Annotated in this window: 23 protein-coding genes, 5 tRNA genes and 1 pseudogene; 23 read left to right on the top strand and 6 right to left on the bottom strand. The window is 53.5% G+C overall.

The features are described from left to right. Positions 1-89: 89 nt before the first annotated feature. From DB847_RS19675 to rsgA, 3 genes are all read right to left on the bottom strand, one after another. Positions 90-1,508: an SLC13 family permease gene (locus tag DB847_RS19675; RefSeq protein ID WP_108652221.1), complete on the bottom strand. Its 1,419-nt coding sequence runs from the start codon at positions 1,506-1,508 to the stop codon at positions 90-92. A 212-nt stretch (positions 1,509-1,720) separates the two neighbouring features. Continuing rightward, positions 1,721-2,581 (bottom strand): archaetidylserine decarboxylase, encoded by an 861-nt coding sequence (gene asd, locus DB847_RS19670; RefSeq protein ID WP_108652220.1) that lies wholly within the window; start codon positions 2,579-2,581, stop codon positions 1,721-1,723. Between the two features lie 44 nt (positions 2,582-2,625). Further along, positions 2,626-3,669, bottom strand: a complete 1,044-nt coding sequence (gene rsgA / locus DB847_RS19665) for a small ribosomal subunit biogenesis GTPase RsgA (protein WP_108652219.1) — start codon at positions 3,667-3,669, stop codon at positions 2,626-2,628. A gap of 87 nt (positions 3,670-3,756) precedes the next feature. Here rsgA and orn point away from each other — a divergent pair, with 87 nt between their 5' ends. From orn to DB847_RS19630, 7 genes are all read left to right on the top strand, one after another. Continuing rightward, a complete protein-coding gene (gene orn / locus DB847_RS19660; protein WP_108652218.1) occupies positions 3,757-4,302 on the top strand; it encodes an oligoribonuclease in 546 nt (181 codons plus the stop codon). 171 nt (positions 4,303-4,473) lie between these two features. Beyond that, positions 4,474-4,549, top strand: a tRNA-Gly gene (locus tag DB847_RS19655). Between the two features lie 23 nt (positions 4,550-4,572). Continuing rightward, positions 4,573-4,648, top strand: a tRNA-Gly gene (locus DB847_RS19650). Positions 4,649-4,668: 20 nt separating this feature from the next. Continuing rightward, positions 4,669-4,744: transfer RNA gene (locus DB847_RS19645), tRNA-Gly, on the top strand. Positions 4,745-4,764: 20 nt separating this feature from the next. After that, positions 4,765-4,840 (top strand) — tRNA-Gly (locus tag DB847_RS19640). 21 nt (positions 4,841-4,861) lie between these two features. After that, positions 4,862-4,937: transfer RNA gene (locus DB847_RS19635), tRNA-Gly, on the top strand. A gap of 131 nt (positions 4,938-5,068) precedes the next feature. Then, a complete protein-coding gene (locus DB847_RS19630) occupies positions 5,069-5,524 on the top strand; it encodes a hypothetical protein (RefSeq protein ID WP_108652217.1) in 456 nt (151 codons plus the stop codon). A 22-nt stretch (positions 5,525-5,546) separates the two neighbouring features. Here the strand turns inward: DB847_RS19630 and queG are convergent, their stop codons facing one another. Then, positions 5,547-6,698, bottom strand: coding sequence for a tRNA epoxyqueuosine(34) reductase QueG (gene queG, locus DB847_RS19625; RefSeq protein WP_108652216.1), 1,152 nt, complete (start codon positions 6,696-6,698; stop codon positions 5,547-5,549). Here queG and DB847_RS19620 point away from each other — a divergent pair. The 10 genes from DB847_RS19620 to DB847_RS19575 all read left to right on the top strand — a co-directional run bounded on the left by DB847_RS19620 (position 6,697) and on the right by DB847_RS19575 (position 18,071). Further along, positions 6,697-8,148: an NAD(P)H-hydrate dehydratase gene (locus tag DB847_RS19620; RefSeq protein ID WP_234418443.1), complete on the top strand. Its 1,452-nt coding sequence runs from the start codon at positions 6,697-6,699 to the stop codon at positions 8,146-8,148. The two genes, queG and DB847_RS19620, sit on opposite strands and share 2 nt — an antisense overlap. A gap of 52 nt (positions 8,149-8,200) precedes the next feature. Beyond that, entirely contained in the window at positions 8,201-8,674 is a 474-nt protein-coding gene (gene tsaE, locus DB847_RS19615) for a tRNA (adenosine(37)-N6)-threonylcarbamoyltransferase complex ATPase subunit type 1 TsaE (protein WP_199911636.1), read from the top strand. 37 nt (positions 8,675-8,711) lie between these two features. Beyond that, positions 8,712-10,007: an N-acetylmuramoyl-L-alanine amidase gene (locus tag DB847_RS19610; protein WP_108652214.1), complete on the top strand. Its 1,296-nt coding sequence runs from the start codon at positions 8,712-8,714 to the stop codon at positions 10,005-10,007. A 2-nt stretch (positions 10,008-10,009) separates the two neighbouring features. Continuing rightward, the gene (gene mutL, locus DB847_RS19605; RefSeq protein WP_108652213.1) at positions 10,010-11,851 is read left to right on the top strand and encodes a DNA mismatch repair endonuclease MutL; all 1,842 of its coding nucleotides are present in this window, start codon (positions 10,010-10,012) and stop codon (positions 11,849-11,851) included. Positions 11,852-11,876: 25 nt separating this feature from the next. Continuing rightward, positions 11,877-12,773, top strand: coding sequence for a tRNA (adenosine(37)-N6)-dimethylallyltransferase MiaA (gene miaA / locus DB847_RS19600; RefSeq protein ID WP_407644467.1), 897 nt, complete (start codon positions 11,877-11,879; stop codon positions 12,771-12,773). Between the two features lie 79 nt (positions 12,774-12,852). Next, the gene (gene hfq / locus DB847_RS19595; protein WP_108652211.1) at positions 12,853-13,155 is read left to right on the top strand and encodes an RNA chaperone Hfq; all 303 of its coding nucleotides are present in this window, start codon (positions 12,853-12,855) and stop codon (positions 13,153-13,155) included. A 75-nt stretch (positions 13,156-13,230) separates the two neighbouring features. Further along, on the top strand, positions 13,231-14,520 hold the full coding sequence (gene hflX / locus DB847_RS19590) for a ribosome rescue GTPase HflX (protein ID WP_108652210.1): 1,290 nt from the start codon (positions 13,231-13,233) through the stop codon (positions 14,518-14,520). A gap of 50 nt (positions 14,521-14,570) precedes the next feature. Beyond that, complete coding sequence (gene hflK / locus DB847_RS19585; RefSeq protein WP_108652209.1) at positions 14,571-15,737, top strand: FtsH protease activity modulator HflK; 1,167 nt, start codon at positions 14,571-14,573, stop codon at positions 15,735-15,737. Then, the gene (gene hflC, locus DB847_RS19580) at positions 15,737-16,618 is read left to right on the top strand and encodes a protease modulator HflC (protein ID WP_108652208.1); all 882 of its coding nucleotides are present in this window, start codon (positions 15,737-15,739) and stop codon (positions 16,616-16,618) included. The genes hflK and hflC overlap by 1 nt, the downstream gene beginning before the upstream one ends. A gap of 154 nt (positions 16,619-16,772) precedes the next feature. Next, complete coding sequence (locus DB847_RS19575; protein ID WP_108652207.1) at positions 16,773-18,071, top strand: adenylosuccinate synthase; 1,299 nt, start codon at positions 16,773-16,775, stop codon at positions 18,069-18,071. A 409-nt stretch (positions 18,072-18,480) separates the two neighbouring features. On the opposite strand, the gene ispB is transcribed toward DB847_RS19575, so the two are convergent. Next, on the bottom strand, positions 18,481-19,452 hold the full coding sequence (ispB, locus tag DB847_RS19570) for an octaprenyl diphosphate synthase (RefSeq protein WP_108652206.1): 972 nt from the start codon (positions 19,450-19,452) through the stop codon (positions 18,481-18,483). A 280-nt stretch (positions 19,453-19,732) separates the two neighbouring features. Here ispB and rplU point away from each other — a divergent pair, with 280 nt between their 5' ends. From rplU to folA, 6 genes and pseudogenes are all read left to right on the top strand, one after another. Further along, complete coding sequence (gene rplU, locus DB847_RS19565) at positions 19,733-20,044, top strand: 50S ribosomal protein L21 (protein ID WP_108652205.1); 312 nt, start codon at positions 19,733-19,735, stop codon at positions 20,042-20,044. Positions 20,045-20,065: 21 nt separating this feature from the next. Further along, positions 20,066-20,323, top strand: a complete 258-nt coding sequence (gene rpmA / locus DB847_RS19560; protein WP_108652204.1) for a 50S ribosomal protein L27 — start codon at positions 20,066-20,068, stop codon at positions 20,321-20,323. A gap of 142 nt (positions 20,324-20,465) precedes the next feature. Next, on the top strand, positions 20,466-21,638 hold the full coding sequence (gene cgtA / locus DB847_RS19555; protein WP_108652203.1) for an Obg family GTPase CgtA: 1,173 nt from the start codon (positions 20,466-20,468) through the stop codon (positions 21,636-21,638). Positions 21,639-21,824: 186 nt separating this feature from the next. After that, positions 21,825-22,616, top strand: a complete 792-nt coding sequence (locus DB847_RS19550) for a threonine/serine exporter family protein (RefSeq protein ID WP_108652202.1) — start codon at positions 21,825-21,827, stop codon at positions 22,614-22,616. A 1-nt stretch (position 22,617) separates the two neighbouring features. Next, the gene (locus DB847_RS19545; RefSeq protein ID WP_108652201.1) at positions 22,618-23,085 is read left to right on the top strand and encodes a threonine/serine exporter family protein; all 468 of its coding nucleotides are present in this window, start codon (positions 22,618-22,620) and stop codon (positions 23,083-23,085) included. Between the two features lie 7 nt (positions 23,086-23,092). Continuing rightward, positions 23,093-23,577: pseudogene (gene folA, locus DB847_RS19540) on the top strand (type 3 dihydrofolate reductase). 51 nt (positions 23,578-23,628) lie between these two features. Here folA and rbr read toward each other — a convergent pair. After that, on the bottom strand, positions 23,629-24,204 hold the full coding sequence (gene rbr, locus DB847_RS19535) for a rubrerythrin (RefSeq protein ID WP_108652200.1): 576 nt from the start codon (positions 24,202-24,204) through the stop codon (positions 23,629-23,631). Positions 24,205-24,276 lie beyond the last annotated feature (72 nt).

The raw sequence follows: 24,276 nt of genomic DNA, 5'->3' as shown, positions 1-24,276 counted from the left end.
AGTTTGGCGGTGAAGGGACTTTCTTTGAGTAGGGAAAGGCAGAGGGCACAGACAGAAGCGACGGATAGCAGCTTCTGTCTGTGTCTTGATTAGATAAGTTTACTGACCGCCATCGCCAGATAGATAAGAAAAAGCCCACTTCCCCCGAGAATGATGCCTGTCTTCATCAGATCCCGGGTTTCAATGAGGCCACTGGAGTAGGCCAAGGCATTCGGCGGGGTGCTCACAGGTAAAATCATCCCTAAAGAGGCTGAGAGAGCTACGAAAACCAGCAATGAGGTTTGCCCGCCAAAGGGAAGCAGTGAGTCTGCTGAGCTGCCGATCGCAGCGGCAATTGGCATCAGCAGGTTAGCCGTTGCCGTATTGGACATGAAGTTTGCCATCAGATAGCAGACCAGGGTCATCACTATGATGATCACCGGACCATCGAGCTCATCAAAACGGATGGCATGAGCCAATTTGACCGCCAGCCCGCTCTTGTCCAGCGCCAGCCCCATGGCGATACCACCTGCGACCAGCCATAACACATCCCAGTTGATCTGTTTGAGCTCCTGTTTAGTGATGATCCCGGTCAGAGAAAAGACCGCCAGCGGGATGATGGCAACCACATAGGTGTTCATCCCGTGCCAGGCGGTGGTCAGCCATAACAGTATGGTGGCAGCAAAGGTGATATAGACGATCCAGGGTTTAACGCCCTGCTGGAATTTGCCCTCCAGGTCAATTTTTAGCTCCGGCGTCTGCGCCGGGTAGAGTTTTCTCAGCAGCAACCAGCCGATCATCAGCTGTACAGCGACAAAGGGAATTCCGAATGACATCCACTGGGCAAAGCTGATCCCTCCATTCTGCAGGTACTGCATGGCGATCGCGTTGGGAGGCGTGCCGATCGGGGTGCCGATCCCGCCGGTGTTGGCCGCAATCGGGATCGCCAGGATCAAAGCCTTAAGTCCGGGATCCTGAGCTGAGTTAGCGGCGATTAACGGGCCGATGATCGCCATCATCATCACTGTGGTGGCGGTATTGGACATAAACATGGAGAACATCGCGGTGATCAGCATCAGCCCCAGCATCACGAAGTGAATTTTTTTTCCAAATGGCCTAAGCAGCACCCGCGCCAGATTGGCATCCAGCTCATATTTGGAGGCGGCGATGGCTAATGAGAAGCCACCCAAAAACAGGATGATGATCGGCGAGGAGAAAGAGCCCAGCAGCATCTTATAGCTAAGCAGGGCTCCCAAAGGATGGCCAACGCCATCGCCGTGGCTGATCAAAAAATGCAGCCCCTTATCGGAAACGCTGATGAGTAGCAGGGTGATGATCAGCAGTGAGGTTGCAAAAACCGGTACCGGCTCCAGCACCCAGAGCAGAGCCGCCATGATGAAGATGGCGATGATTCGATGCTGAACGACGGTTAGCCCCTCAATGGGAAAGCTATGGGTTGGGATCAACAGGATGATCCCGGTAATGATGAGGGTGATCACTAACTTACTCAGTGCGATCCTGTCACTCATAGGGCGTTGGCTCCATTATCCGCCGAGGGCCAGAAGGATGATATCTGGCAGCTTACGTTCTGAGGTTAAGGTTTATGGTGCTGGATTTACCCTGGGGTTTCCACTTAAATTCCGGAAAAGCTTGTCGCAGGTCACAGGGGAGTGGGAGGGAGAAAATATGTTGCCTCTGAGCTCTCAGGGCCATGGGGCCCGAGAGCTGCTGTGAGCTTGAATTAGGCTTTCTGAGCCAGGGGCTCACCCATGCGGGTCTTAAAGCCAGAGGCAAGTTCGGCCTCAAACGCAATCGAATCTTTAGGGAACAGGCAGACCACGGTACTTCCCAGCTTAAAGCGTCCCATCTCATCACCCTTTTTCAATTTGGGAGCCGTGGTCTCAGGGTAGCTCCACTGCTGGATTTTCTTTCCTGCTGGTGGAGTAACCGTACCGGACCATACGGTTTCTATGCTGGCCACTATGGTTGCGCCGACCAGCACCATCGCCATCGGGCCAAATTCGGTTTTGAAGATACACACCACACGTTCATTGCGGGCAAAAAGCTCAGGGACATTTTCTGCGGTCAGCGGATTCACTGAAAACAGCTCTCCCGGGATATAGATCATCGATTCAAGCTCACCATCACAGGGCATGTGGATGCGGTGGTAATCACTTGGAGCAAGATAAATGGTTGCAAACTGACCCGCATCGAAACGTTCAGCCAGCTCCTTACTACCGCCCAACAGGGTGCGGGAGCTAAAATCATGGCCCTTAGCCTGGATGATCCGCCCCTCCTTGATCGCGCCTAGCTGACTGATAGCCCCATCAACCGGTTGGGCTAATACATTGTCACCTTCGCAGATGGGCCGGGCTCCCTCTTTGAGGGCTCGGGTAAAGAACTGATTAAAGCTCTTGTACTGCTCCGGCTGCTCGAACTCAGCTTCATCCAGGCTGATCTGATAACGCTTCATGAAGGTACGAATCAGGTATTGGGTCAGGCTACCGCACTCGGCTGCAGCCAGCAGGCCGACCAATCGGGAGATCAGGTGCTTGGGCATGCAATACTGAGCGGTCACTTTCAGGGTGTCTAGGATACTCATGGTTCGTATTTACTCTTGTGTGTCTGGGGATGCGATGCCGAAAATCAGCTCTGAGGGCGCTGCCGGGTCGGCTGATCCTGCATCGAATCCAGTATCTTATGATAGCTTTGATAACGCTGCTGGCTGATGGTTCCCTCTTCAACCGCCTGACGAATCAGGCAGCCGGGATCATCGCCGTGGCGGCAATCGCGAAACTTGCAGCCACCGATAAACTCGCGAAGCTCTTTAAAGCACCAGGTGATCCTCTCGACCGGAATATCCCACAGCGAGAACTCGCGAACTCCCGGGGAGTCGATGAGCTCACCGCCGCTGGGGAAGTGGTAGAGACGGGCCGTGGTTGTGGTGTGCTGACCAAGGCCAGAGTTTTCTGAGACTTGGTTGGTTACAGCTTCAACTTCCGGCATCAGGGCGTTGATGAGAGATGACTTACCGACTCCCGACTGTCCCACAAAGATACTGGTCCTGTCTTTGAGCAGGGCATGGAGGGCATCGAGTCCCTCACCGGTTTCACAGCTCAGGCACAGTGTCTGGTAGCCCAGCTCCTGATAGAGTTGCAGTTGTTGGTCAAGGGATTTCCGGGAGGCATCATCCAGCAGGTCTATCTTATTAAGCAGCAGGATCGGTTTGATCTCGACATTTTCTGAGGCCACCAGGTAGCGATCGATAATATGGGACGAGAACTCAGGAACCACGGCCGAAACGATAATGATTTGATCAATATTCGCCGCCACCGGTTTGATCCCGTCATAGTAGTCGGGACGGGTCAGCAGGGATTGGCGGGGATGAACTGCCTCAACTACGCCGTTGATCCCCTGTGAGGGGTCGTTTTCCTTCGCATTTCTCCATACGACGCGGTCACCCGTGACCAGGCTGGAGATGGTGCGGCGGATATTGCAGCGGAATATATCTCCGGATGAATCCTCTATGTCAGCGTGTTGACCAAATCGACTGATCACCCGCCCCTCTTGGGCAGGGCCAAGCTGAGAATCGTCAAATTTAGACTCATCCTTTTGATAATTAAGACGTTTTTTAAGGTTGCTACGCACCCTGCGCTGCTGACCCTGACTAAGTTTTTTTCGTTTGGCCACAAAAATTTGATGGTTTGATGCAGAATAAAGCCCTTATCATACAACTATATGCCTAAAATTACCTATAAAAGGCTTGGTGTAATTCACATGTCTTGTAAAGAGAAAAACCTGATTTGGCTGGATATGGAGATGACAGGGCTTGATCCTGACATTCACCATGTTCTGGAAATTGCCACCATAGTGACAGATCTCGACCTCAATATTCTGGCTGAGGGACCGGTTATTGCCGTACACCAGCCCGAGGAGGTGCTTCAGGAGATGGATGAGTGGAATACCAGAACCCATGGTGCATCTGGTCTTATCCAGCGGGTGAGGGAAAGTAAACTTGATGAAAAGATGGCGGCAGCCGAAACCGAGAAATTCCTGAACAAATGGGTCAAGCGAGCCAGTTCTCCTATGTGTGGTAACACCATAGGGCAGGATCGCCGTTTCATGCACCGTCATATGCCTGAGCTGGAGCGTTTTTTCCATTACCGAAATGTCGATGTCAGCAGTATTAAGGAGCTGGTGCGCCGCTGGAAACCCGAGGTCCTCGATGGCCTGGTGAAAAAAGGTACCCACCAGGCTCTGGATGATATCCGCGAATCAATTGAAGAGCTCAAGTACTACAGAAAGCATATTTTTACCATCTGATATCAGATGATTTCATAGAGAGCGGAGCCATGGGCTCCGTTTTTTGTTGGCAAAATCAACATCCCCGGTACAAAAAAACACCCAGCTGAAATAATCGGGATAAATTTCAAAAAAAACTTGAATCAACGGCGAATACTCTTATAATTCGCAGCCCGTGTGAGGACACATTTTGCGGGAATAGCTCAGCTGGTAGAGCACAACCTTGCCAAGGTTGGGGTCGCGAGTTCGAATCTCGTTTCCCGCTCCAAGTTCTCTCACACAAATTTGATTGCGGGAATAGCTCAGCTGGTAGAGCACAACCTTGCCAAGGTTGGGGTCGCGAGTTCGAATCTCGTTTCCCGCTCCAAATTTTCGAAGACCAGATATGCGGGAATAGCTCAGCTGGTAGAGCACAACCTTGCCAAGGTTGGGGTCGCGAGTTCGAATCTCGTTTCCCGCTCCAAATTTTCGAAGACCAGATATGCGGGAATAGCTCAGCTGGTAGAGCACAACCTTGCCAAGGTTGGGGTCGCGAGTTCGAATCTCGTTTCCCGCTCCAAGTTTTCGAAGACCAGATTATGCGGGAATAGCTCAGCTGGTAGAGCACAACCTTGCCAAGGTTGGGGTCGCGAGTTCGAATCTCGTTTCCCGCTCCAATCTCTCCTATTTTTCCAATTTAAAGCAAATTTAACCCAGCTATCCTGAACCTGATCCGATCTATTTTGCTGCTTATTTGTGCAGTTGCGGTTTATACTGAAACTGATCTCATTCAAGGAGGAGCACGACAGTGCGATTCAAACAGGTCAATGATCTACTCAACTATCTTGTGACGGTCCACCAGACCATCCGTGATTATTACGTCAAGATGGAGGAGGAGAGCTGTCAGGAGCGCAGCAAGCTGTTACTCCAATTTATGCAGCAGTGTGAAGATGAGGCTTGCAACAATATTCGGGCTTTTCAGGACGACGCCAGTAAGGCTGTTCTGGATACCTGGTCGGATGCAGTCTTTGATGCAGACCCTTTGGCTCCCTTAGCAAACCTTGAGATACACCCTTATCTGGGAAGTGATGAAATCGTTTCGCTGGCAACGGATGTTGCTCAGGCTTTGATCGATCAACTTGAAAGGTTGGTTGAGGAGGCCCCGACCGACGGTACCCATGAAACGCTCGAAAACATCATCACCTCAGAGAAAAACCGCCTGCACAAGTTGGTGCACTCAACTCATCGTCTTGATGATATGTAAGAAGGGCGCTCCCGGTTAATGTTCAGGCATGGAACGGGAGCGCTTTTTTGATCCACCGGATAAGCCGCGCCTTCTGGCGGTTTTCGACTTGCTCCTGATCTTTTTTAAGTTTTTGCTGCTCTAACGCCCAATCGACATGCTCTTTGACCAGCTCTGAAGAGACCGCCTGCCGTTGTTCGAGTGCCTCGATAATTCGCGGCTGGTAGGGGGCATTGCCAAGGGCCACTGCCAGGTTTCGCTGCCAGCGTTCAAAGCCGATGCGCCGAATCGGCGAGCCCTCAGTCACCTTGAGAAACTCGCTCTCACTCCAGGAAAAAAGCTCTAACAGTTCCGGTTGGAGCAGTTGCTGGCGTGGCGAAAAATCGCTTTCTTGGGTCACAGGTGCATAACGATTCCAGGGACAGATCAACTGGCAATCGTCGCAGCCGTAAATCCGGTTACCGATAGCAGAGCGTAGCTCCGGGGGAATTGGACCTGCATGCTCTATGGTCAGGTAGGAGATGCAGCGCCTGGCATCCAGCTGGTAGGGCGCGACAATAGCTCCGGTGGGGCAGGCCTTGATACAGGCGGTGCATTTACCACACTCCGGGTTTGCCGGCGCATCCATGGGCAGGGGAAGGTCGATTAGCAGCTCGCCGATAAAAAACAGTGACCCCTGCTGCTGATTTAGCAGCAGGGTGTGCTTGCCTATCCAGCCGAGCCCTGCCTGCTCGGCCAGAGGTCGCTCTAAAATTGGCGCCGAGTCCACAAAGGGGCGGTAGTTGAGCTTTAGCTCTGGCAGAGCTTGCTGCAGGCGTTCCGCCAACAGCTTAAGCTTTTTGCGGACAACCTTGTGATAATCTCTTCCCAGCGCATAGCGGCTGATATAGCCAAGGGTTGGATCTTCCAGAGTCGTGGCGCAGCGGGCATCTTCGGGCATATAGTTGATGCGAGCACTGATGACCCGTAGCGTTCCGGGCAGAAGTTCACCCGGGCGGGCCCGCATCAGGCCGTGACGTGCCATATACTCCATCTGTCCATGAAATCCCGCATCCAGCCAGGATTGCAGCAAAGGCTCGTGGGCTCTGAGATCCACCCCACAAATCCCGATGCTATCAAACCCTAGCTCAGCCCCCCATTGCTTGATATCTTGGGCAAGATTATGGAGTTGTGACTGAGATGGAGTATTAGACATGGCCGAGACGCTCACCCAAATAGCGCACACTCTACCACAGACCCTGTGGCGTGCGCAGCAGATCCGCAAAGCTGAGCCTGAGCTGGCCAAAGCCCATGGGATCTCCATGTATACCCTGATGGAGCGGGCCGGTGAAGCGGCTTTTGATTGCCTCAAAGTCCAGTGGCCGGAAGCCCGGCGTCTGTTAATTATCTGCGGTGTCGGTAATAACGGAGGGGATGGCTATGTTCTGGCCCGGCTGGCTCGAAGAGCGGGCTATCAGGTAGAGCTAGCTCAGCTTAAAGATTCCAAGCGGCTGACCGGCGATGCGGCGCAGGCCCGCGATCTCTGGCTTGAGGCCGGAGGAAGTATTCATACTCCCGCTGAGGTCAACTGGCAGGCGCCGGAGTTATTGATCGATGCCCTGCTCGGCACCGGGCTCAGTGGTGAGGTGCGTCCCGAGTTCTCTGATCTCATCGCACGAATCAATCAGGCGCCGCAACCCGTGCTCTCCTTGGATATCCCCTCGGGGCTGGATTCAGACAGTGGGAGCATACTAGGCTGCGCCGTGAAAGCTCAGGCCACCATTACCTTTGTCGGAATAAAGCGGGGAATGCTGACCGGACAAAGTGCAGACTATGTGGGAAAACTTTATTTTGCAGGTCTTGGGATCGCCTCAGGTCTTGATGCGCACTACCAGCCCGCCGCTATGCGTGATGATTACCAGAGCTTATCCTGCTGGCTCAAGCCTCGTTCCCGCTATGCCAACAAGGGAGCTTTTGGGCGGCTGATGCTGATAGGCAGTGCCCTGGGGATGCCCGGAGCGATGCAACTTGCCGGAGGTGCGGCACTTCGCTCCGGAGCCGGGCTGGTCCGGGTGTGCTGTGCTTCAGAAAACTACCTGCCCATGACTTCGGTGCACCCAGAGCTGATGGTATGTTGCGATGATCCGGCGCCTTATTGGAGCTGGGCCAGCGCTCTGGTGATTGGACCCGGGTTAGGGCAGCAGCGGTGGAGTCAGGAGATGCTCGACCTGGCCCTTGCTCAGGACAAGCCTCGGGTTATTGATGCCGATGGACTGAATCTTTTGGCCCGGCAGGGGCCAGCAGCCCTGGAGGGGGAGAGTCATATATTGACTCCCCACCCGGCCGAGGCTGCCCGGCTGCTCAATTGCTCGGTGGAGGAGGTGGAAGCGGACCGCTTTGCCGCGGTGCAGAAACTTCAGGAGCGCTATGGGGGAGTGGTACTGCTAAAGGGCAGTGGGACCCTTATTTGCGATGGCCAATCCGTCTATCTTTGTCACGAAGGAAATCCCGGGATGGCAAGTGGTGGGATGGGCGATCTGTTATCTGGTATCATTGGCGGATTATTGGCTCAGGGCCTAAGCTGCACTCATGCGACACGCCTCGGAGCCGCAATTCATGGCGAAGCCGGTGATCGGGCCGCCACCGGGGGGAGCGGGGGATGTTAGCCTCGGATCTCCTGCCCTGGATCAGAACATTGATGAATCCTGAGATTAGCCGTTGATGACAGAAATTAGATTACAACTTGAGAATGAACAGGCCACCGTAAGTTTGGGAGGTCAACTGGCCAAGGCATGCCAGCAGTCCGTCGTGATTTTTTTACATGGGGAGCTGGGGGCCGGTAAGACGACCCTGAGCCGGGGTTTTGTGCAGGGGATGGGCCATACCGGACGGGTAAAGAGTCCGACCTATGCTCTGGTTGAGCCCTATCAATTGGGGGAGTGGAGCGTCAGTCATTTTGATCTTTATCGCCTTTGTGATCCCGAAGAGCTGGAATATATGGGGATCCGTGACTATTTTGCGGATAACAGCCTGTGCCTTATCGAATGGCCGGAAAAGGGCAAGGGGATGTTACCCGAGCCTGATCTGGAGCTGTGGCTGGCCTACCAGGGAGAGCAGCGGGTGGTAAGGATTCAGGGACATACAGAAGTCGGCAAAGCGATCGTTCGGGCAGTAGGAAGCAGTGAGCATTAAAAAATATGGATGGCCCCTTTTAGGGCTATGGCTGGCGATGCTGGCCTTTTCATCTGTTGCAGCAAACCGGGTTAATAGTGTTCGGGTCTGGTCAGCCCCGGACAAGGTTCGGGTGGTCCTGGATCTCAGGGATAAGCCTGATTACAGCTATTTTACCCTGACCAAGCCCAATCGCCTGGTGGTGGACCTCAGCAACACGAAAATGGGGGTTAACCTCAGCAAGCTTGAGTATAAAAAGAGCCTGCTGCAGAAGATCCGTGGCAGTACGCCAGCTAAGAAGGGCAGCTACCGACTGGTCTTTGAGCTTAAACAGCCGGTCAAGCCTGTGTTGTTCCCTCTGCAGCCGGTGAAACCCTACGGCGATCGTTTGGTGATCGACCTGCCTGTTCCCCAGGGAAAACAGGTGGCAAAGGTGACCCATAGCAAGCCTCAGGTGTCACAACCTAAGGCCGTTAAGCCTTTTCCATTGGTGATAGCCATAGATCCGGGCCACGGAGGAGAAGATCCTGGCTCAATCGGAGCTCATGGTCGCTATGAGAAAACCGTGACTCTGGCGATCGCTAAGCGCCTGCAGAAGCTTATTAATCAGCAGTATGGGATGAAGGCGATCCTAACCCGCACCGGTGATTATTATGTTGGCCTGACTCAGCGTAGTGAAATCGCCCGTAAGAGCGGGGCAAATCTGCTGATCTCGATTCACGCCGACAGCTTTGCCAGCTCTCAGCCCAGGGGGGCTTCGGTCTGGGTGCTCTCCCTGCGCCGGGCCAATCGTGAGATGGGTCGCTGGCTGGAGGATCAGGAGAAGCAGTCCGAGTTGTTGGGTGGGGTCGGCAAGGTGATAGCCAAGACCGACCCCAACCCCTATCTGACCCGGACTTTCCTGGATCTTTCCATGGATCGCTCCCGTGCCGTCGGCTATGCGGTGAGTCTGGATGTGGTCAGGGAGCTCAAGCGGGTCGCTTATATGCACAAAGATGATCCCCAGCATGCGAGCCTTGCGGTGCTGAAATCGCCGGATATCCCATCACTATTGGTGGAGACCGGCTTTATCTCTAATCCTCACGACAATAAACTGCTGTTTAACGATGGCTACCGGCAGAGAGTCGCCGAGGCCCTGTTTCGCGGGATCAAAGATTACTATCTGCAGCATGCCCCCAAGGGCTCCATGTTTGCTTTGCGCTATGGTGTGAAAAAATACGTGGTCCAGCGCGGAGATAGTCTGTCGGTTCTGGCAAAACGCAATGGAACCAGCATGAGCTCTATTCGTAAACGCAATAACCTCAAGAGTAATAACCTGCGGATCGGGCAGGTTTTATATATACCGAGATCCTGAGAATGAGCATTCGTATTCTTTCCCCAAGATTGGCGAACCAGATTGCCGCCGGTGAGGTGGTCGAACGTCCCGCTTCCGTGGTCAAGGAGCTGGTCGAAAATAGTCTGGATTCGGGGGCCCGGCGAATTCGCCTCGAGATTGAACAGGGTGGGGCTAAGCTGATTCGAATCACAGACAGTGGTTCAGGGATCCCAAAAGATGAGCTGGCCCTGGCCCTGTCGCGCCATGCTACCAGTAAGATTGCAACCCTGGATGATCTCGAGGCGATTTTGAGCCTTGGATTTCGCGGCGAGGCGCTGGCCTCCATCAGCTCGGTATCGCGCCTGACCCTGACCTCTCGTCCATCGGAGCAGGAGCAAGCCTGGCAAGCCCTGGCAGAGGGACGGGATATGGAGGTTCAGCTGCGCCCGGCGGCGCATCCGGTCGGCACCAGTGTTGAGGTCAAGGATCTCTTTTTTAATACTCCGGCCCGTCGCAAATTTATGCGCACCGAGAAGACCGAATTTAGCCATATTGATGAGTTGCTGCGACGGATCGCCCTGAGCCGTTTTGATACTGAGTTCACCTTGCTGCATAACGGGCGCCCTGTGCGCCGGTACCGGGCCGTAACCGATGAAGCCCTGCAACTGCAGCGATTAAAAGAGATCTGTGGACGCGAGTTTGCAGAGCAGGCATTGGCTGTCGAGAGTCAGCACCTGGATGTGAAGCTGTGGGGCTGGCTGGCCCCTGCCTCTGCACTGCGTGAGCGCAATGATCTTCAATATTGCTATGTGAACGGGCGAATGATCCGGGACAAGCTTATTAATCACGCGATTCGTCAGGCCCATGAGCAGTGGCTGAGTGGAGGGCTTCATCCGGCCTATGTGCTCTATCTTGAGCTCCCGGCGGATCAGCTGGATGTGAATGTGCATCCGACCAAGCATGAGGTGCGGTTTCATCAGGCGCGGCTGGTTCACGATTTTGTGTGCCAGGTGCTGCGAGACGCCCTGATGCAGGGACAGGACCCAGAGCTTGCACTCTGTGAGGCACAGCCCGTGATGGCTTGCGGTGATGATGCCGCGAGTGCCCAGAGTCCTTCCCTGAGTTCACCGGCACGCAGCTTTAACAGTGCTCCTGCCGCAATGGGCGGCTCTGCCTCACGACATAACTATCAGCAACACTCAGGCGCATCACCAAAAAGTTGGGAGCCTTACCAGCAGTTGATGCGACCCCTGATCCCGGAGCATCCCTCAGCTTCCCCCGAGTCTTCGGAGCAGGAAGCTTTGGTGCACTCCGCTGATGAGAGTCACTGGCTGCCATTGACCATGGTGAACCCACGCTACCTGCTACTTGGTTATCAGGATAGATTACTGCTGGTCGCGATGCCGCGGGTTGAACAGCTACTGTTAGCGAGGCAGATTGAGAGCCTGCTTGGGCAGGGCCTGGTGGCCCAGCCTCTGCTTATTCCTGTCACCCTTACTCTCGAAGAGAGCATGCTGGAGGCAGTCGAGCGTCATCAGGCGCTGCTGGGACGGCTTGGTGTTGATCTCGTCCTTAAAAAAAATGGCCAGGCGATGCTGCGAAAAATGCCAGCGGCGCTGCGCCATACCAGTGTGGCGGATATCTTTCCGGCCCTTTTACAGCAACTGGAAAGCTTCCCGGGTGAACTGAGTGCAAGCCAAACGAGGGTTCTTTGTCAGTGGATCTCAGGCCACTCACCTCTGGGGGCTTCTGGCTATAATCTACAGCAGGCCGGGAGTCTTTTAACCGAGCTTGAGGCTTCCTATCCTGATTGGCATCAGGATCCGAGCCTGGCTAAACCTGTATCTATGCAATCTTTTATTGAGGAGTTTGAGGGTGAGTGATCCCTTACCACCGGCGATTTTTTTGATGGGGCCGACCGCTTCTGGAAAAACAGCCCTGGCGATTGAGCTATGTCAGCATCTTCCCTGTGACATCATCAGCGTCGATTCGGCGCTTATCTACAAAGGGATGGATATCGGCAGCGCCAAGCCAGATGCCGAGGAGCTTGCCCGGGCGCCTCATCGCTTGCTGGACCTTTTAGATCCCTGTGAGAGCTATTCGGCTGCGCAGTTTCGTGAAGATGCCTTAAGAGAGATGGCTGAAATAACCGCCAGGGGGCGGATCCCGCTGCTGGTGGGCGGTACCATGCTCTACTTCAAGGCGTTACTGGAGGGATTATCACCGCTGCCTTCTTCGGTGCCCGAGATCCGCGAGCAGATAGAGAAAGAGGCTGCCGAGCTGGGCTGGGAGAAGATGCATCAGCTGCTTGCAAAGGTGGATCCTGAGTCGGCAGCAAGAATTCACCCCAATGATCCCCAGCGGCTCTCCCGGGCCCTTGAGGTATATAGGATCAGTGGTAGCAGCATGACAGAGCTCACCCAGGTCAAGGGAGAGCCTTTGCCTTATAAGGTCTTTCAGTTTGCGATCGCCCCAGAGGAGCGTAGTGAGCTTCATCAGTTGATTGCTAAACGTTTTCAGCTGATGCTTGAGGCGGGCTTTGAGCAGGAGGTGCGAGCCTTGTATCAGCGCGGCGATCTCCATGTGGATCTCCCCTCGATCCGCTGTGTGGGTTACCGGCAGATGTGGGACTATCTTGCCGGTAAGCTTAGCTATGATGAGATGATAGAGCGAGGGATCATCGCGACCCGCCAACTGGCCAAGCGCCAGATCACCTGGCTCAGAGGGTGGCAGGATGTTTTCTGGCTGCGCAGCGGCGATCTTACAAATATTGAGCAAATTTGCTCGGTTGTAGGTGAGAAATAATCCTGTCAATATATAATAGTCAGGCAGTAGTGTTATTTTTTTATTTTTTTTACAACTACAAATTATAAGGAAACGATAGATGGCTAAGGGGCAATCATTACAAGACCCATTTTTGAATGCACTAAGGCGCGAGCGCATTCCTGTTTCGATCTATCTGGTTAATGGCATCAAGCTGCAGGGACAGATTGAATCTTTTGACCAGTTCGTGATCCTGCTCAAAAACACGGTGAGTCAGATGGTTTACAAGCACGCGATCTCTACCGTTGTACCTGCTCGTGCCGTGCACCATCATCAACAGCAGCAATCTTCCGCTGGGAATCACGGCAATAGCAGTAGTAACAGCAACTATCCATCACAGGACGAGGGCTCTTCCGAGCTTTAATCGTTCCTGCCTGTACCGGGTGGATCAGCCTTGATTCCGCCCGGCTTTTCTGTGTTTTTCTGAGGAGTTATTGGCTTGTTTGACCGTTATGAGGTTGGTGAGCAGGCGATCCTGGTCCATGTTTATTTTGCCGATGAGAGCGAAAGCGAAGATCTGGATGAGCTTAAGCTGCTGGCTGACTCTGCGGGTGTCGAAACTCTGGCTGTAGTGACCAGCAGTCGCAAGAGTGTTCAACCCAAATATTTTGTAGGTTCCGGTAAAGCCGAGGAGATCGCGCAAGAGGTTCGGGCCCAGGGGGCCAACCTGGTGATCGTCAACCATGCCCTGACTCCGGCTCAGGAGCGCAACTTAGAGCAGCTCCTGCAGTGCCGGGTTCTGGATAGAACCGGCCTGATTCTGGATATCTTTGCTCAGCGGGCCCGCACCCATGAGGGTAAGCTGCAGGTGGAGCTGGCCCAGCTCCGGCATATTGCCTCGCGGCTGGTTCGCGGCTGGACTCACCTTGAGAGACAGAAGGGGGGAATCGGCCTGCGCGGGCCTGGAGAGACCCAGCTTGAGACCGACCGGCGTCTTATTCGTGAGCGGATCCGTTATATCCTTAAGCGTCTGGAGAAGGTTGAGAAGCGAAGGGCCCAGGGGCGGCGCTCCCGGCAGCGTAACGAGGTTCCGACCGCTTCTATGGTGGGCTATACCAATGCTGGTAAGTCGACTCTGTTTAACCGTCTCACCCAATCCGATGTCTACGCAGCCGATCAGCTGTTCGCGACTCTGGATCCGACCTTGCGGCGCATCGAGGTCAAGGATGTTGGGGAAGTGGTGATGGCAGATACGGTAGGTTTCATCCGCCATCTGCCCCACGAGCTGGTAGCGGCGTTCCGTGCGACCTTGCTGGAGACCCGGGAGGCGGATCTGCTGCTGCATGTCATCGATTGTGCCGATGACAACATGCAGGAGAACATGGATGAGGTCACCGCGGTGCTGGATATCCTGGGCGCCGATGAGATCCCCGCGCTGCTGGTCTACAACAAGATCGATTGCCTGGATGGTTTCCTGCCGAGAATCGAGCGCGATGAACAGGGCCATGCATCCCGGGTTTGGTTATCGGCCAAAACGGGAGAGGGGTGCGATCTCCTGCTGCAGGCTCTGAGCGAGCGGCTGGCGGAGACCATGGTCAATGAATCCCTGTCGATTCCGCCTGCGGCGGCCCGATTACGCGGGCTCCTCTATCAATATAACTGTATCGAATCCGAGCGATTTGATGATGAGGGAAACAGCTTGCTGGATATTCGTTTGGCGCGAACAGACTGGATGCGGCTCTTAAAGCTGGAAGGTGAGCATTTACAACGCTTTATCGTGCCCAAATAGCCTGATAAAGTAGGAACTAAACTTCTCGACGTCTATGAATGGAGTGTGTGATGGCCTGGAATGAGCCTGGAAACAACAACAACAAGGATCGGGATCCCTGGGACAAGAAAGATCGCGATGAGCAGGGGCCCCCGGATATTGATGAGATGATCCGCAATTTCTTTGGCAAGTTTGGAGGGCTATCCAAGCGCAAAGGCGGGCGTAACGGCGGTCTGGCTCCCCTGTGGGGAGGCATCATCGTCATCATAGTAGCTATCTGGCTGGTGAGTGGTTTCTATACCATCAAGGAAGCACAACGCGGTGTCCTGTTGCGTTTTGGTAAGGTCACCGAGGTGGTTCAGCCAGGTCTGCACTGGAAGATGACTTTTGTTGATCGGGTTATTCCGGTCGATGTTCGCTCCGTTCGTTCACTCCAGGCCAGCGGTTTCATGCTGACCAAGGATGAGAACGTGGTTCGGGTCGAGATGGACGTCCAGTATCGCGTCGAGAACCCTGAGCAATACCTGTTCAGTGTGACCAACCCGGATAACAGTTTGCAGCAAGCAACCGATAGTGCACTGCGCTATGTGGTCGGTCATACCTCGATGGATGACATCCTGACCACAGGGCGTGAAGTGGTTCGTCAGGAAACCAGAACCCTTCTGGAGCAGATCATCAAGCCTTATCACATGGGCCTTGAGATTGTTGACGTCAACTTCCTGCCGGCACGTCCACCCGAAGAGGTGAAGGATGCCTTCGATGATGCCATCGCCGCCCAGGAAGATGAGCAGCGTTATATCCGTGAGGCCGAAGCCTATGCCAAGGGTGTTGAGCCTAAGGCGCGTGGTCAGGTGCAGCGGGTACTCCAGCAAGCCGAGGCATACAAAGATAGTACAGTGCTCCAGGCCAAGGGTGCCGTAGCTCGCTTCGATGAGCTGCTGCCTGAGTATAAGGAAGCTCCTAAGATTACTCGTGAGCGTCTCTATCTGGATGCGATGCAATCGGTTCTGCAAAATACCAACAAGGTAATGGTCGATCTGCCGAAGCAGGGCAGTAACAATGTGATCTACCTGCCTTTGGATAAAATGAGTAGCTCGGTGAAAAAGCCGCTTTCTGAAAACGCGATGAGTGATGTGTCGGCCAGTGATACACAGGCATCTCAACAGCCGATCCGTAGTACCAGCCGCTCCAACACGGTGCGCTCCGGTGTTCGCTACCAGTCAGGGAGAGGTAACTGATGAAAAAATTTATTGGAATCATCATTGTCATCGTGCTGGTTCTTGTCTATTCCTCGATGTTTGTGGTTCGGGAAGGACAGCGCGGGATCCTGACTCGCTTTAGCAAGATTGAGCGGGATTCGGCAGGCAAGGCGGTGGTCTTTGAGCCGGGGTTGCACTTTAAGATCCCTGTGGTTGAGAGCGTGATCAAGCTGGATGCCCGGGTTCAGACCCTGGACGGCAACGCGGACCGCTTCGTGACCTCAGAGAAAAAAGATCTGATCATCGACTCCTATGTGAAGTGGCGGATCAGTGATTTTGCCAAGTATTACCTGGCAACCAATGGCGATCGCGCCCGTGCAGAATCCCTGCTCAAGCGCAAGATCAACAACGGCCTGCGCTCTGAGATTGGTAGTCGTACCATCAAGGAGATCGTTTCGGGTCAGCGTGGTGAGCTGATGGAGGATGCCCTCAAGCGTACCGCTCGCTCTTCCGAGCTTGGGATCAAGGTGATTGATGTTCGGATCAAGCAGATCAACCTGCCGACCGAGGTCAGTAACTCCATCTACCAGCGGATGCGTGCCGAGCGTAATGCGGTAGCCAAGGAGCACCGCTCTGAAGGTCAGGAGCAGGCTGAAATCATCCGTGCAACCATAGATCGTAAGGTCACCGTCATGATTGCCGATGCCAATCGTAAGGCGAGCCAGATCAAGGGTGAAGGGGATGCCCAGGCTGCGAAGATCTATGCCAATGCCTATAAGCAGGATCCTGAGTTCTTTAGTTTCTTAAGAAGTCTGCAGGCCTACCAGCACAGCTTTAGCAGCGGCGATAACATGATGGTGTTGTCACCCGATGATAGCTTCTTCAAGTACTTCAATGATTCAAAAGGATCTAAGAAGTAACCTAAGCTGATATTGAACAAAGGGCCTGGTAACAGGCCCTTTTTTATGGTTTTTTAACCGGTTCGATCGAATCATCTGCGCTATGACAGCATTTTTTCTTTTTGGCGCCGAGTTTTGATAGAATCACTTTTTAACCACCAAGCAGAAAGAAATTATGGGACAGAACGTCGTAATTCTGGGCACCCAATGGGGTGACGAGGGAAAAGGTAAAATCGTTGACCTGCTCACGGATAGAGCTCAGTACGTTGTGCGTTACCAGGGTGGCCATAACGCCGGACACACGCTAGTCATCAATGGTGAGAAAACTGTTCTTCACCTCATTCCATCAGGCATTTTACGTGATAACTGTAAGTGCATCATCGGCAATGGCGTGGTGCTGGCACCGGATGCGCTGCTGCGTGAAAGCAAGCAACTCGAAGATCGCGGCCTCCCGGTTAAAGAGCGTCTTCTGATCAGTGAGGCTTGTCCTCTGATCCTCCCTTATCACGTGGCTCTGGATCAGGCCCGTGAAAAGGCATTGGGTAAGAAAGCGATCGGTACCACCGGGCGCGGAATTGGCCCTGCCTACGAAGATAAAGTTGCGCGTCGTGGCCTGAGGGTTGGCGATCTGCGTAACATGGAGCTGTTTGCTGAAAAGCTCAAGAAGGTGATGGAGTATCACAACTTCCAGCTGACCGGCTTCTACGGCGCCGAGGCTGTGAGTTATGAAGAGGTACTGGAGCAGGCTAAGGGCTACGCCGAGACCCTGACCTCCATGATAGTTGATGTGACCGACCTGCTGGACAAGGCGCGTCGTAATGGTGACAAGGTGATCTTTGAAGGTGCTCAGGGCACCATGCTGGATATCGACCACGGCACCTATCCTTACGTCACCTCTTCTAATACTACGGCTGGTGGTGTTGCGACCGGCAGCGGCTTCGGCCCTCGCCATGTGGGTTATGTGCTGGGGATCACCAAGGCTTACACCACCCGTGTGGGTGCTGGTCCCTTCCCAACCGAGCTGTTTGACTCAGTGGGTGAGCACCTCGCGGCCAAAGGCCATGAGTTTGGTGCCACCACGGGTCGCGCCCGCCGCTGTGGCTGGTTTGATGCCGTCTCCATGAAGCGCGCGGTTCAGATCAACTCCATTTCAGGATTCTGCCTGACTAAGCTGGATGTGCTGGATGGTCTTGAGACCCTGAAGATCTGCGTGGGCTATAAGCTGCCTGATGGCAGTGTCCTAGATGTCTCACCGATGGCCGCCGAAGACTACGAGAACATCACTCCGATCTGGGAAGAGATGCCGGGCTGGAGCGAGTCGACCTTTGGTCTGCAAAACTATGAGGCGCTGCCTGAAAATGCCAAGGCCTATATCCGCCGCCTTGCCGAGCTGACTGAGGTGCCAATCGATATCATCTCTACCGGTCCGGATCGCAAAGAAACCATAGTTGCCGTTAACCCCTTTGACGAGTAACTCAGGTTTTTGAAGCCTCAAATAAAAAGAGCCGCATTGAGCGGCTCTTTTTGTATCTGTCCTAGCATGGATTGCCAACAGGCTCCGAGCATTAATACTGTTGTATAGCGGAAATACTGTAATTACATTTCGAGTGTTGAGCCATGGATGGCGAACTACGGAGCTCTGCGGAGGGGTGAAGTTGCTCCCAGAGCAGCGTAACGCGAGATAGGATGTCGAGCTGGTGAGATTTATCAGGGATGATAAATACGCAGCGCGCAGTGAGGTTTTGGTGACTTTTGACGATACAAAAGTCACGTGCCGTCGACAGATAACACCATCCCTGGTTACCCCTGCATTCGCATATCCATATGCATCGGCACCCCCGGCATTTTTTGGATAAGCGTTATAGATAATAACGCTATCTGTATTAGCTTGAACGCGCCACAGAGAGCTCTGCAAGGGCGATCAATGCATCTTTATATTCTGAGGCTGGTAAAGGCTCTAAAGCCGCGACAGCCTTTTGAGCTTCGCTCTGTGCTTTCAGCTTTGCTTGCTCCAGTGCGCCGGTCTGCTCCAGGGTCTGGCTAATGGTAGCAAGGTGCTCCATGCCGTTACCCTTCTCTATGGCGCTGCGGATCAGCTGGCGGGTTGCTGCGTCTGTCTGTGCCATGGCATAGATGAGGGGCAGGGTGACCTTACCTTCGGCTAGGTCGTCACCGACATTTTTTCCCATATCCTTGGGGTCTGAGGTGTAGTCCATCACATCATCAATGATCTGAAAGGCGGTTCCGAGATATCTCCCATAGTCACGCAGGGCGTCGCGCAACTGCGCCGGGTGATCTTCGATGACAGCGGCCAATTCACAGGCGGCCTCAAACAGGCGGGCTGTCTTGCAGTAGATCACCTCCATATAGCTGGCTTCATCGAGATCGGGATCATTGCAGTTCATCAGCTGCATCACTTCCCCTTCGGCGATCACATTGGTTGCCGAAGAGAGGATGCGCATCACCTCCATGTTGCCGATCTCTGTCATCATCTCAAAGGCCCGGCTATAGAGAAAATCTCCGACCAGCACGCTGGCAGCGTTACCAAATAGTGCATTTGCCGTCTCTTTGCCCCGGCGCATCGAGGATTCATCCACCACATCATCGTGAAGCAAAGTGGCGGTGTGAATGAACTCTATAATGGCGGCCAGCTGAGTATGGTGATTCTTCTGACAATTCAGGCTACGGGCTGCCAGTACGGTGAGTAGAGGACGGATCCGTTTACCGCCACTATTAATAATGTAGTAACCCAGCTGATTGATGAGCGCTACCTCTGAGCTCAGGCGCTCCAAGATAGTTTGATTGACTCCAGCCATATCGTCGGCACTAAGCCGTGTAATTGCGTTAAGATCCATAGATTAATCTGTATACTGTCATCGCACTCTGAGAAGTGGACGGCTGTTTTACATAAGGCCGCATTTTTTTACACCGAGATTCTACACCAATTACCTTTGTGTGACAGAAGAAGATGAGGATCCGGGCGCTCAGAACGAGGGAAAGTGTAAAAATTAAACTTTTCCTGAAAAGAGACTTGCCTGTCGGCCTCAAGTTGCGTAGAATTCGCGCCCATTGTGATAAGTTTTTGAGACGCACTCTGGCTAAGCCAAGATTAGCGTCAAATAGCGGAGTTAAGGCATGTACGCGGTAATCCAAAGTGGTGGAAAACAGCATCGTGTCGCAGAGGGTCAGGTAGTTCGCCTTGAGAAGTTAGAGGTTGAAACTGGCTCTGCTGTTGAGTTCGATAAAGTTCTGATGATCGCCGATGGCGAGAAAGTTGAGATCGGCGTTCCTTATGTGAACGGGGGCAAAGTGACTGCAGAGGTGGTAAACCAGGGTCGTGACAAAAAGGTCAAGATCGTTAAGTTCCGCCGTCGTAAGCACTCTCGTAAGCAGATGGGTCATCGTCAGTGGTTCACTGAAGTGAAGATCACTGGTATCAACGCTTAATTTTTATAGGAGACCGAAACCATGGCTCACAAGAAGGCTGGTGGTTCTACTCGAAACGGTCGCGATTCCGAAAGCAAACGCCTAGGTGTTAAGCGTTACGGTGGCGAATCCGTTCTGGCTGGTAACATCATCGTTCGTCAGCGTGGCACTAAGTTCCATGCAGGTGACAACGTTGGTTGTGGTAAAGACCACACTCTGTTCGCTCTGACCGAAGGTCAGGTGAAGTTTGAGGTGAAAGGTCCTAAGAATCGTAAGTATGTAAGCATCGTTGCTTCTTAATTTCGATTTTTTACCGAGTTAAAAGAACCCCGTCTCTGGACGGGGTTTTTTTTATCGTGTTTTATCTAAGTAAGGCGGATTGTTAGGCTGATCGCTTTCCTAAGATCAGTTGACAGCAAGAGCACAGCAGGAGTCACAAGCAATGAAATTTGTGGATGAAGTGCAGATCCGAGTCGAAGCGGGTGACGGCGGCAACGGTTGTTTGAGTTTTCGACGTGAGAAATATGTCCCCAAAGGTGGCCCGGATGGTGGCGACGGCGGTGATGGCGGTGATGTTTACCTGGTCGCTGATGAGGGGCTCAATACTCTGGTCGACTTCCACTTTGAGCGTTACCACCGTGCCGAGCGTGGTGAGAATGGGCGCAGTGGTAACTGTACCGGTCACCGTGGAGAGGATCGGATCCTTAAGGTGCCGGTTGGTACCCGGGTTACCGACGAAGATACCGGAGAGCGCATCGGTGAGCTGATGAGCCACGGCTATCGTCTGCGAGTAGCCCAGGGAGGCTTTCACGGCCTGGGTAATACCCGTTTCAAGAGTTCGGTCAACCGGGCTCCGAGACAGAAAACTAACGGGACTCCCGGAGATATCCGTAATCTCAAGCTGGAGCTACTTCTGCTGGCTGATGTTGGGATGCTGGGACTGCCCAATGCGGGTAAGTCAACCTTCATTCGCTCGGTCTCTTCTGCTAAGCCGCGCGTTGCTGATTATCCCTTTACCACCCTGGTTCCAAATCTGGGGGTGGTGCGCCTTAAGAGCGAGCAGAGCTTCGTGGTGGCTGACATTCCGGGTCTTATCGAGGGGGCCTCTGATGGTGCCGGGCTCGGGATCCGTTTTCTCAAGCACCTGGAACGCTGCCGGATGCTGATCCATCTGGTGGATGTGCTGCCCTTTGATCAGAGCTGTCCGGTGGAGAACGCCAAAATAATCCTGGAAGAGCTCAAAAAATACAGTCCCAAGCTTGCTGAGAAACCACGCTGGCTGGTGTTCAACAAGCTGGATCTCATCAGTGAAGAGGAAGCCCAGACGGTTATCGAGAGCGTCAAAGCCGCCCTGGAGTGGGAGGGGCCTGTCTACAGCATCTCTGCTATCAGCAGTCAGGGTACCTATGAGATGTGCCGGGATATCGCCATCTTCCTGGAGAGCCAGCCTCAGCAGCGTGCAGCCGAGCTGGAGCAGGAGCAGGCGGTTGAGTTTAAGTGGGAGCACTATCATCAGGAGCAGCTTGAACAGTTTGTTCAGGGTGAAGATGACCTTGATGATGATGACTGGGATGAGGATGACGATGAGGGTGTTGAGGTGATCTACACTCGCTGATCCGCTCGCTGCTTTATGGTAGATTGAGTCCTTATGTTCACTCACCTAAAGCAGCGCAAGTTCAGGTACCCCTGAGTCGCCCGAGATATTTGGCTTCCTTTGGTTGCCGGATGCAGATGCTAAATCATTCGGGCCGCTTTGTTTGTCGCTTGCTTAGTCACGCATTATCAAGGGACTGAATAGGGCATGAAAACTTTGCCAACGACTCAGGCGATTAGTCAGGCTGAACAGATAGAGATAACCCAGATCATCATTAAGGCCGGGCAACTGCTGGCCTGGTATGGTGCCGAGAGTCGCATCATTGAGCAGACCACTTGCCGATTAGGGGCTGCACTGGGAATAGAAAAGGTTGAGATGGCGATCTCCTCCAGTGCCCTGGTGCTGACCACCCTCCATCAGGGACAGAGTCATACCACTACCCGCCGTGTTTCAGAGCTTGGGATCAATATGCACATGGTGTGTGAGATCCAGCGGATCTGCATCATGGCCGAAAAGGGAGTTCTCTCTTTGGCCGAGGTGCGACAACGTCTCTACTCCCTCAAACCCTACTTTCATAATCGCTGGGCCCTGGCCCTGATGATTGGTCTTTCCTGTGCTGCCTTTAGCCAGCTGTTTGGCGGGGACTGGCCGGTATTTGGCTGGACCTTTATTTCGGCAACGCTCGGGATGCTGGTTCGCCAGGAGCTGACCAAGCGCCACTTCAATCCCCTGATCGTATTTGGTGGGACTGCCTATGTGACCACTCTGATAGCCAGCCTGGCTTCCCGCTTTGCCTGGGGCGAGCATCCCTATCTGGTGATGGCGTCCAGCGTGCTACTGCTGGTTCCTGGTTTCCCCTTGGTCAGTGGGGTGGATGACATGGTTAAAGGTTATTTCAACATGGGCTGGGGACGTCTGTGTATGGCGACCCTGATCGTGTTGAACATCTCTATCGGCATCGTGCTGGCCATGGTTACTACCAGTGTCTGGGGTGGTTAAAATGAGCCACCTATTGTGGACCCTGCTCCAGGATGCCTTTTTTGCCGCCATTCCGGCGATAGGTTTTGGGATGCTATTTAATGTACCGCCCAGGGCCCTGCACTACTGTGCGATAGGTGGTGCTCTGGGACACTCCCTGAGAACCCTTTTGATGCATTTTGGGCTCAGCATTGAGATGGGGACCTTTATTGCAGCGGTCATGATCGGCTTTTTGGGAGTGCACTGGTCGCGCAAGTTTCTGGCGCCTCGCCCGGTGTTTACTGTGCCCTCGATTATTCCCATGGTGCCCGGGGTTTTTGCCTTTAAGGCGATGATCTCCCTGGTGGCCCTGAATACCGATGGTTTTACCCAGGAGCTGTTTCATGTTGCCATCCAGAACAGTCTGAAGGCTTTTTTTATTCTGGCAGCCCTGAGCTACGGGCTCACTCTGCCCTCCCTGTTACTGTATCGGGATAAACCGATTGTTTAGGAGTTATATGAGTATTTCTTTGATTGTCGCTATGAGTCGGGAGCGAATTATCGGTCGTGATAATCAGATCCCCTGGCACCTGCCCGCAGATCTGGGGCATTTCAAGAAGCTGACTACGGGAAAGACCATAGTCATGGGCCGAAGGACCTATGAGTCGATCGGTAAGCCATTGCCGAATCGCCATAACGTGGTGGTCACTCGCCAGAAGGACTACGCCCCCAAGGGGTGACAGTGCTTCACTCCTTCGAAGCCGTGCTGGAGCATTTTTCCGGGCAAGAGGAGCTGATGATCATCGGGGGTAATGCTCTCTATCAACGCTTTCTTCCCCTGGCGGATCGGCTTTATATCACAGAGGTTGATTGCTCGGTTGAAGGTGATACCTGCTTCCCCGAGTTTGACTCTGGTGATTGGGAGGAGGTGAACCGGGAGGCGCATCCGGCCGACTCGAAAAACCCCCACCCCTATAGTTTTGTCTGCTACCACAAACGCTAGCTTTTGAGCCTGAGAGCACCTTCATTTATCTCTGAAGGCGCTCTTTACCCGTTACCAGTTCTCTGCAAGCAGCTCAAAATATCCCTGAGGGTGCAGGCAGGCCGGGCAGGTCCCGGGAGCAGCCTTGGCCTGGTGCAGGTAGCCGCAGTTGAGGCAGCGCCAGCTCATGGTCTCATCACGGCGAAAAACCCGTCCGGCTTCAAGGTTATCGGCAAGCTCAAGATAGCGTTTATTGTGTTGCTTTTCGGCAATGCTGATCGCTTCAAAGGCAAAGGCTATCTCTTTAAATCCCTCCTCCCGGGCAACGGCGGCAAACTCGGGGTAGAGCTCACTCCACTCATGCTCTTCACCCTTAGCCGCATCTTTAAGGTTTTCCAGGGTTGTACCAATCGAGGCGCTACTGAAGGTGTCGGTGATCTCTACCGGCTCGCCCTCGAAAAATTTCAGAAACCGCTTTGCGTGCTCCTTTTCCTGATTGGCTGTCTCCTCAAAAATATCGGCGATCTGCACCAGTCCCTCTTTCTTAGCCGCACTGGCATAAAAGGTGTAGCGATTACGAGCCTGACACTCGCCAATAAAAGCTTTTAGCAGATTTTTTTCTGTTTGTGTTCCACGGATAGAAGCCATAGTTCGACCTGATGAGTAGCTGCGAATGAATCACTTTAGAGATCGATTTTGAAACTGGGATGGAGCAACTTC

This window comes from Dongshaea marina, assembly GCF_003072645.1.
In the GTDB taxonomy this organism is placed as follows: Bacteria; Pseudomonadota; Gammaproteobacteria; order Enterobacterales; family Aeromonadaceae; genus Dongshaea; species Dongshaea marina.
Note: the sequence above shows the minus strand (reverse complement) of the source record. Positions and strands in the feature narration are given on the sequence as shown.

Coding starts and splice junctions, on each gene's coding strand:
- DB847_RS19675 (WP_108652221.1), bottom strand. CDS start 1,508: ATGAGTGACAGGATCGCACTGAGTAAGTTAGTGATCACCCTCATCATT.
- asd (WP_108652220.1), bottom strand. CDS start 2,581: ATGAGTATCCTAGACACCCTGAAAGTGACCGCTCAGTATTGCATGCCC.
- orn (WP_108652218.1), top strand. CDS start 3,757: ATGTCTTGTAAAGAGAAAAACCTGATTTGGCTGGATATGGAGATGACA.
- DB847_RS19620 (WP_234418443.1), top strand. CDS start 6,697: ATGGCCGAGACGCTCACCCAAATAGCGCACACTCTACCACAGACCCTG.
- queG (WP_108652216.1), bottom strand. CDS start 6,698: ATGTCTAATACTCCATCTCAGTCACAACTCCATAATCTTGCCCAAGAT.
- DB847_RS19610 (WP_108652214.1), top strand. CDS start 8,712: ATGCTGGCCTTTTCATCTGTTGCAGCAAACCGGGTTAATAGTGTTCGG.
- mutL (WP_108652213.1), top strand. CDS start 10,010: ATGAGCATTCGTATTCTTTCCCCAAGATTGGCGAACCAGATTGCCGCC.
- miaA (WP_407644467.1), top strand. CDS start 11,877: ATGGGGCCGACCGCTTCTGGAAAAACAGCCCTGGCGATTGAGCTATGT.
- hfq (WP_108652211.1), top strand. CDS start 12,853: ATGGCTAAGGGGCAATCATTACAAGACCCATTTTTGAATGCACTAAGG.
- hflK (WP_108652209.1), top strand. CDS start 14,571: ATGGCCTGGAATGAGCCTGGAAACAACAACAACAAGGATCGGGATCCC.
- hflC (WP_108652208.1), top strand. CDS start 15,737: ATGAAAAAATTTATTGGAATCATCATTGTCATCGTGCTGGTTCTTGTC.
- DB847_RS19575 (WP_108652207.1), top strand. CDS start 16,773: ATGGGACAGAACGTCGTAATTCTGGGCACCCAATGGGGTGACGAGGGA.
- ispB (WP_108652206.1), bottom strand. CDS start 19,452: ATGGATCTTAACGCAATTACACGGCTTAGTGCCGACGATATGGCTGGA.
- rplU (WP_108652205.1), top strand. CDS start 19,733: ATGTACGCGGTAATCCAAAGTGGTGGAAAACAGCATCGTGTCGCAGAG.
- rpmA (WP_108652204.1), top strand. CDS start 20,066: ATGGCTCACAAGAAGGCTGGTGGTTCTACTCGAAACGGTCGCGATTCC.
- cgtA (WP_108652203.1), top strand. CDS start 20,466: ATGAAATTTGTGGATGAAGTGCAGATCCGAGTCGAAGCGGGTGACGGC.
- DB847_RS19550 (WP_108652202.1), top strand. CDS start 21,825: ATGAAAACTTTGCCAACGACTCAGGCGATTAGTCAGGCTGAACAGATA.
- DB847_RS19545 (WP_108652201.1), top strand. CDS start 22,618: ATGAGCCACCTATTGTGGACCCTGCTCCAGGATGCCTTTTTTGCCGCC.
- rbr (WP_108652200.1), bottom strand. CDS start 24,204: ATGGCTTCTATCCGTGGAACACAAACAGAAAAAAATCTGCTAAAAGCT.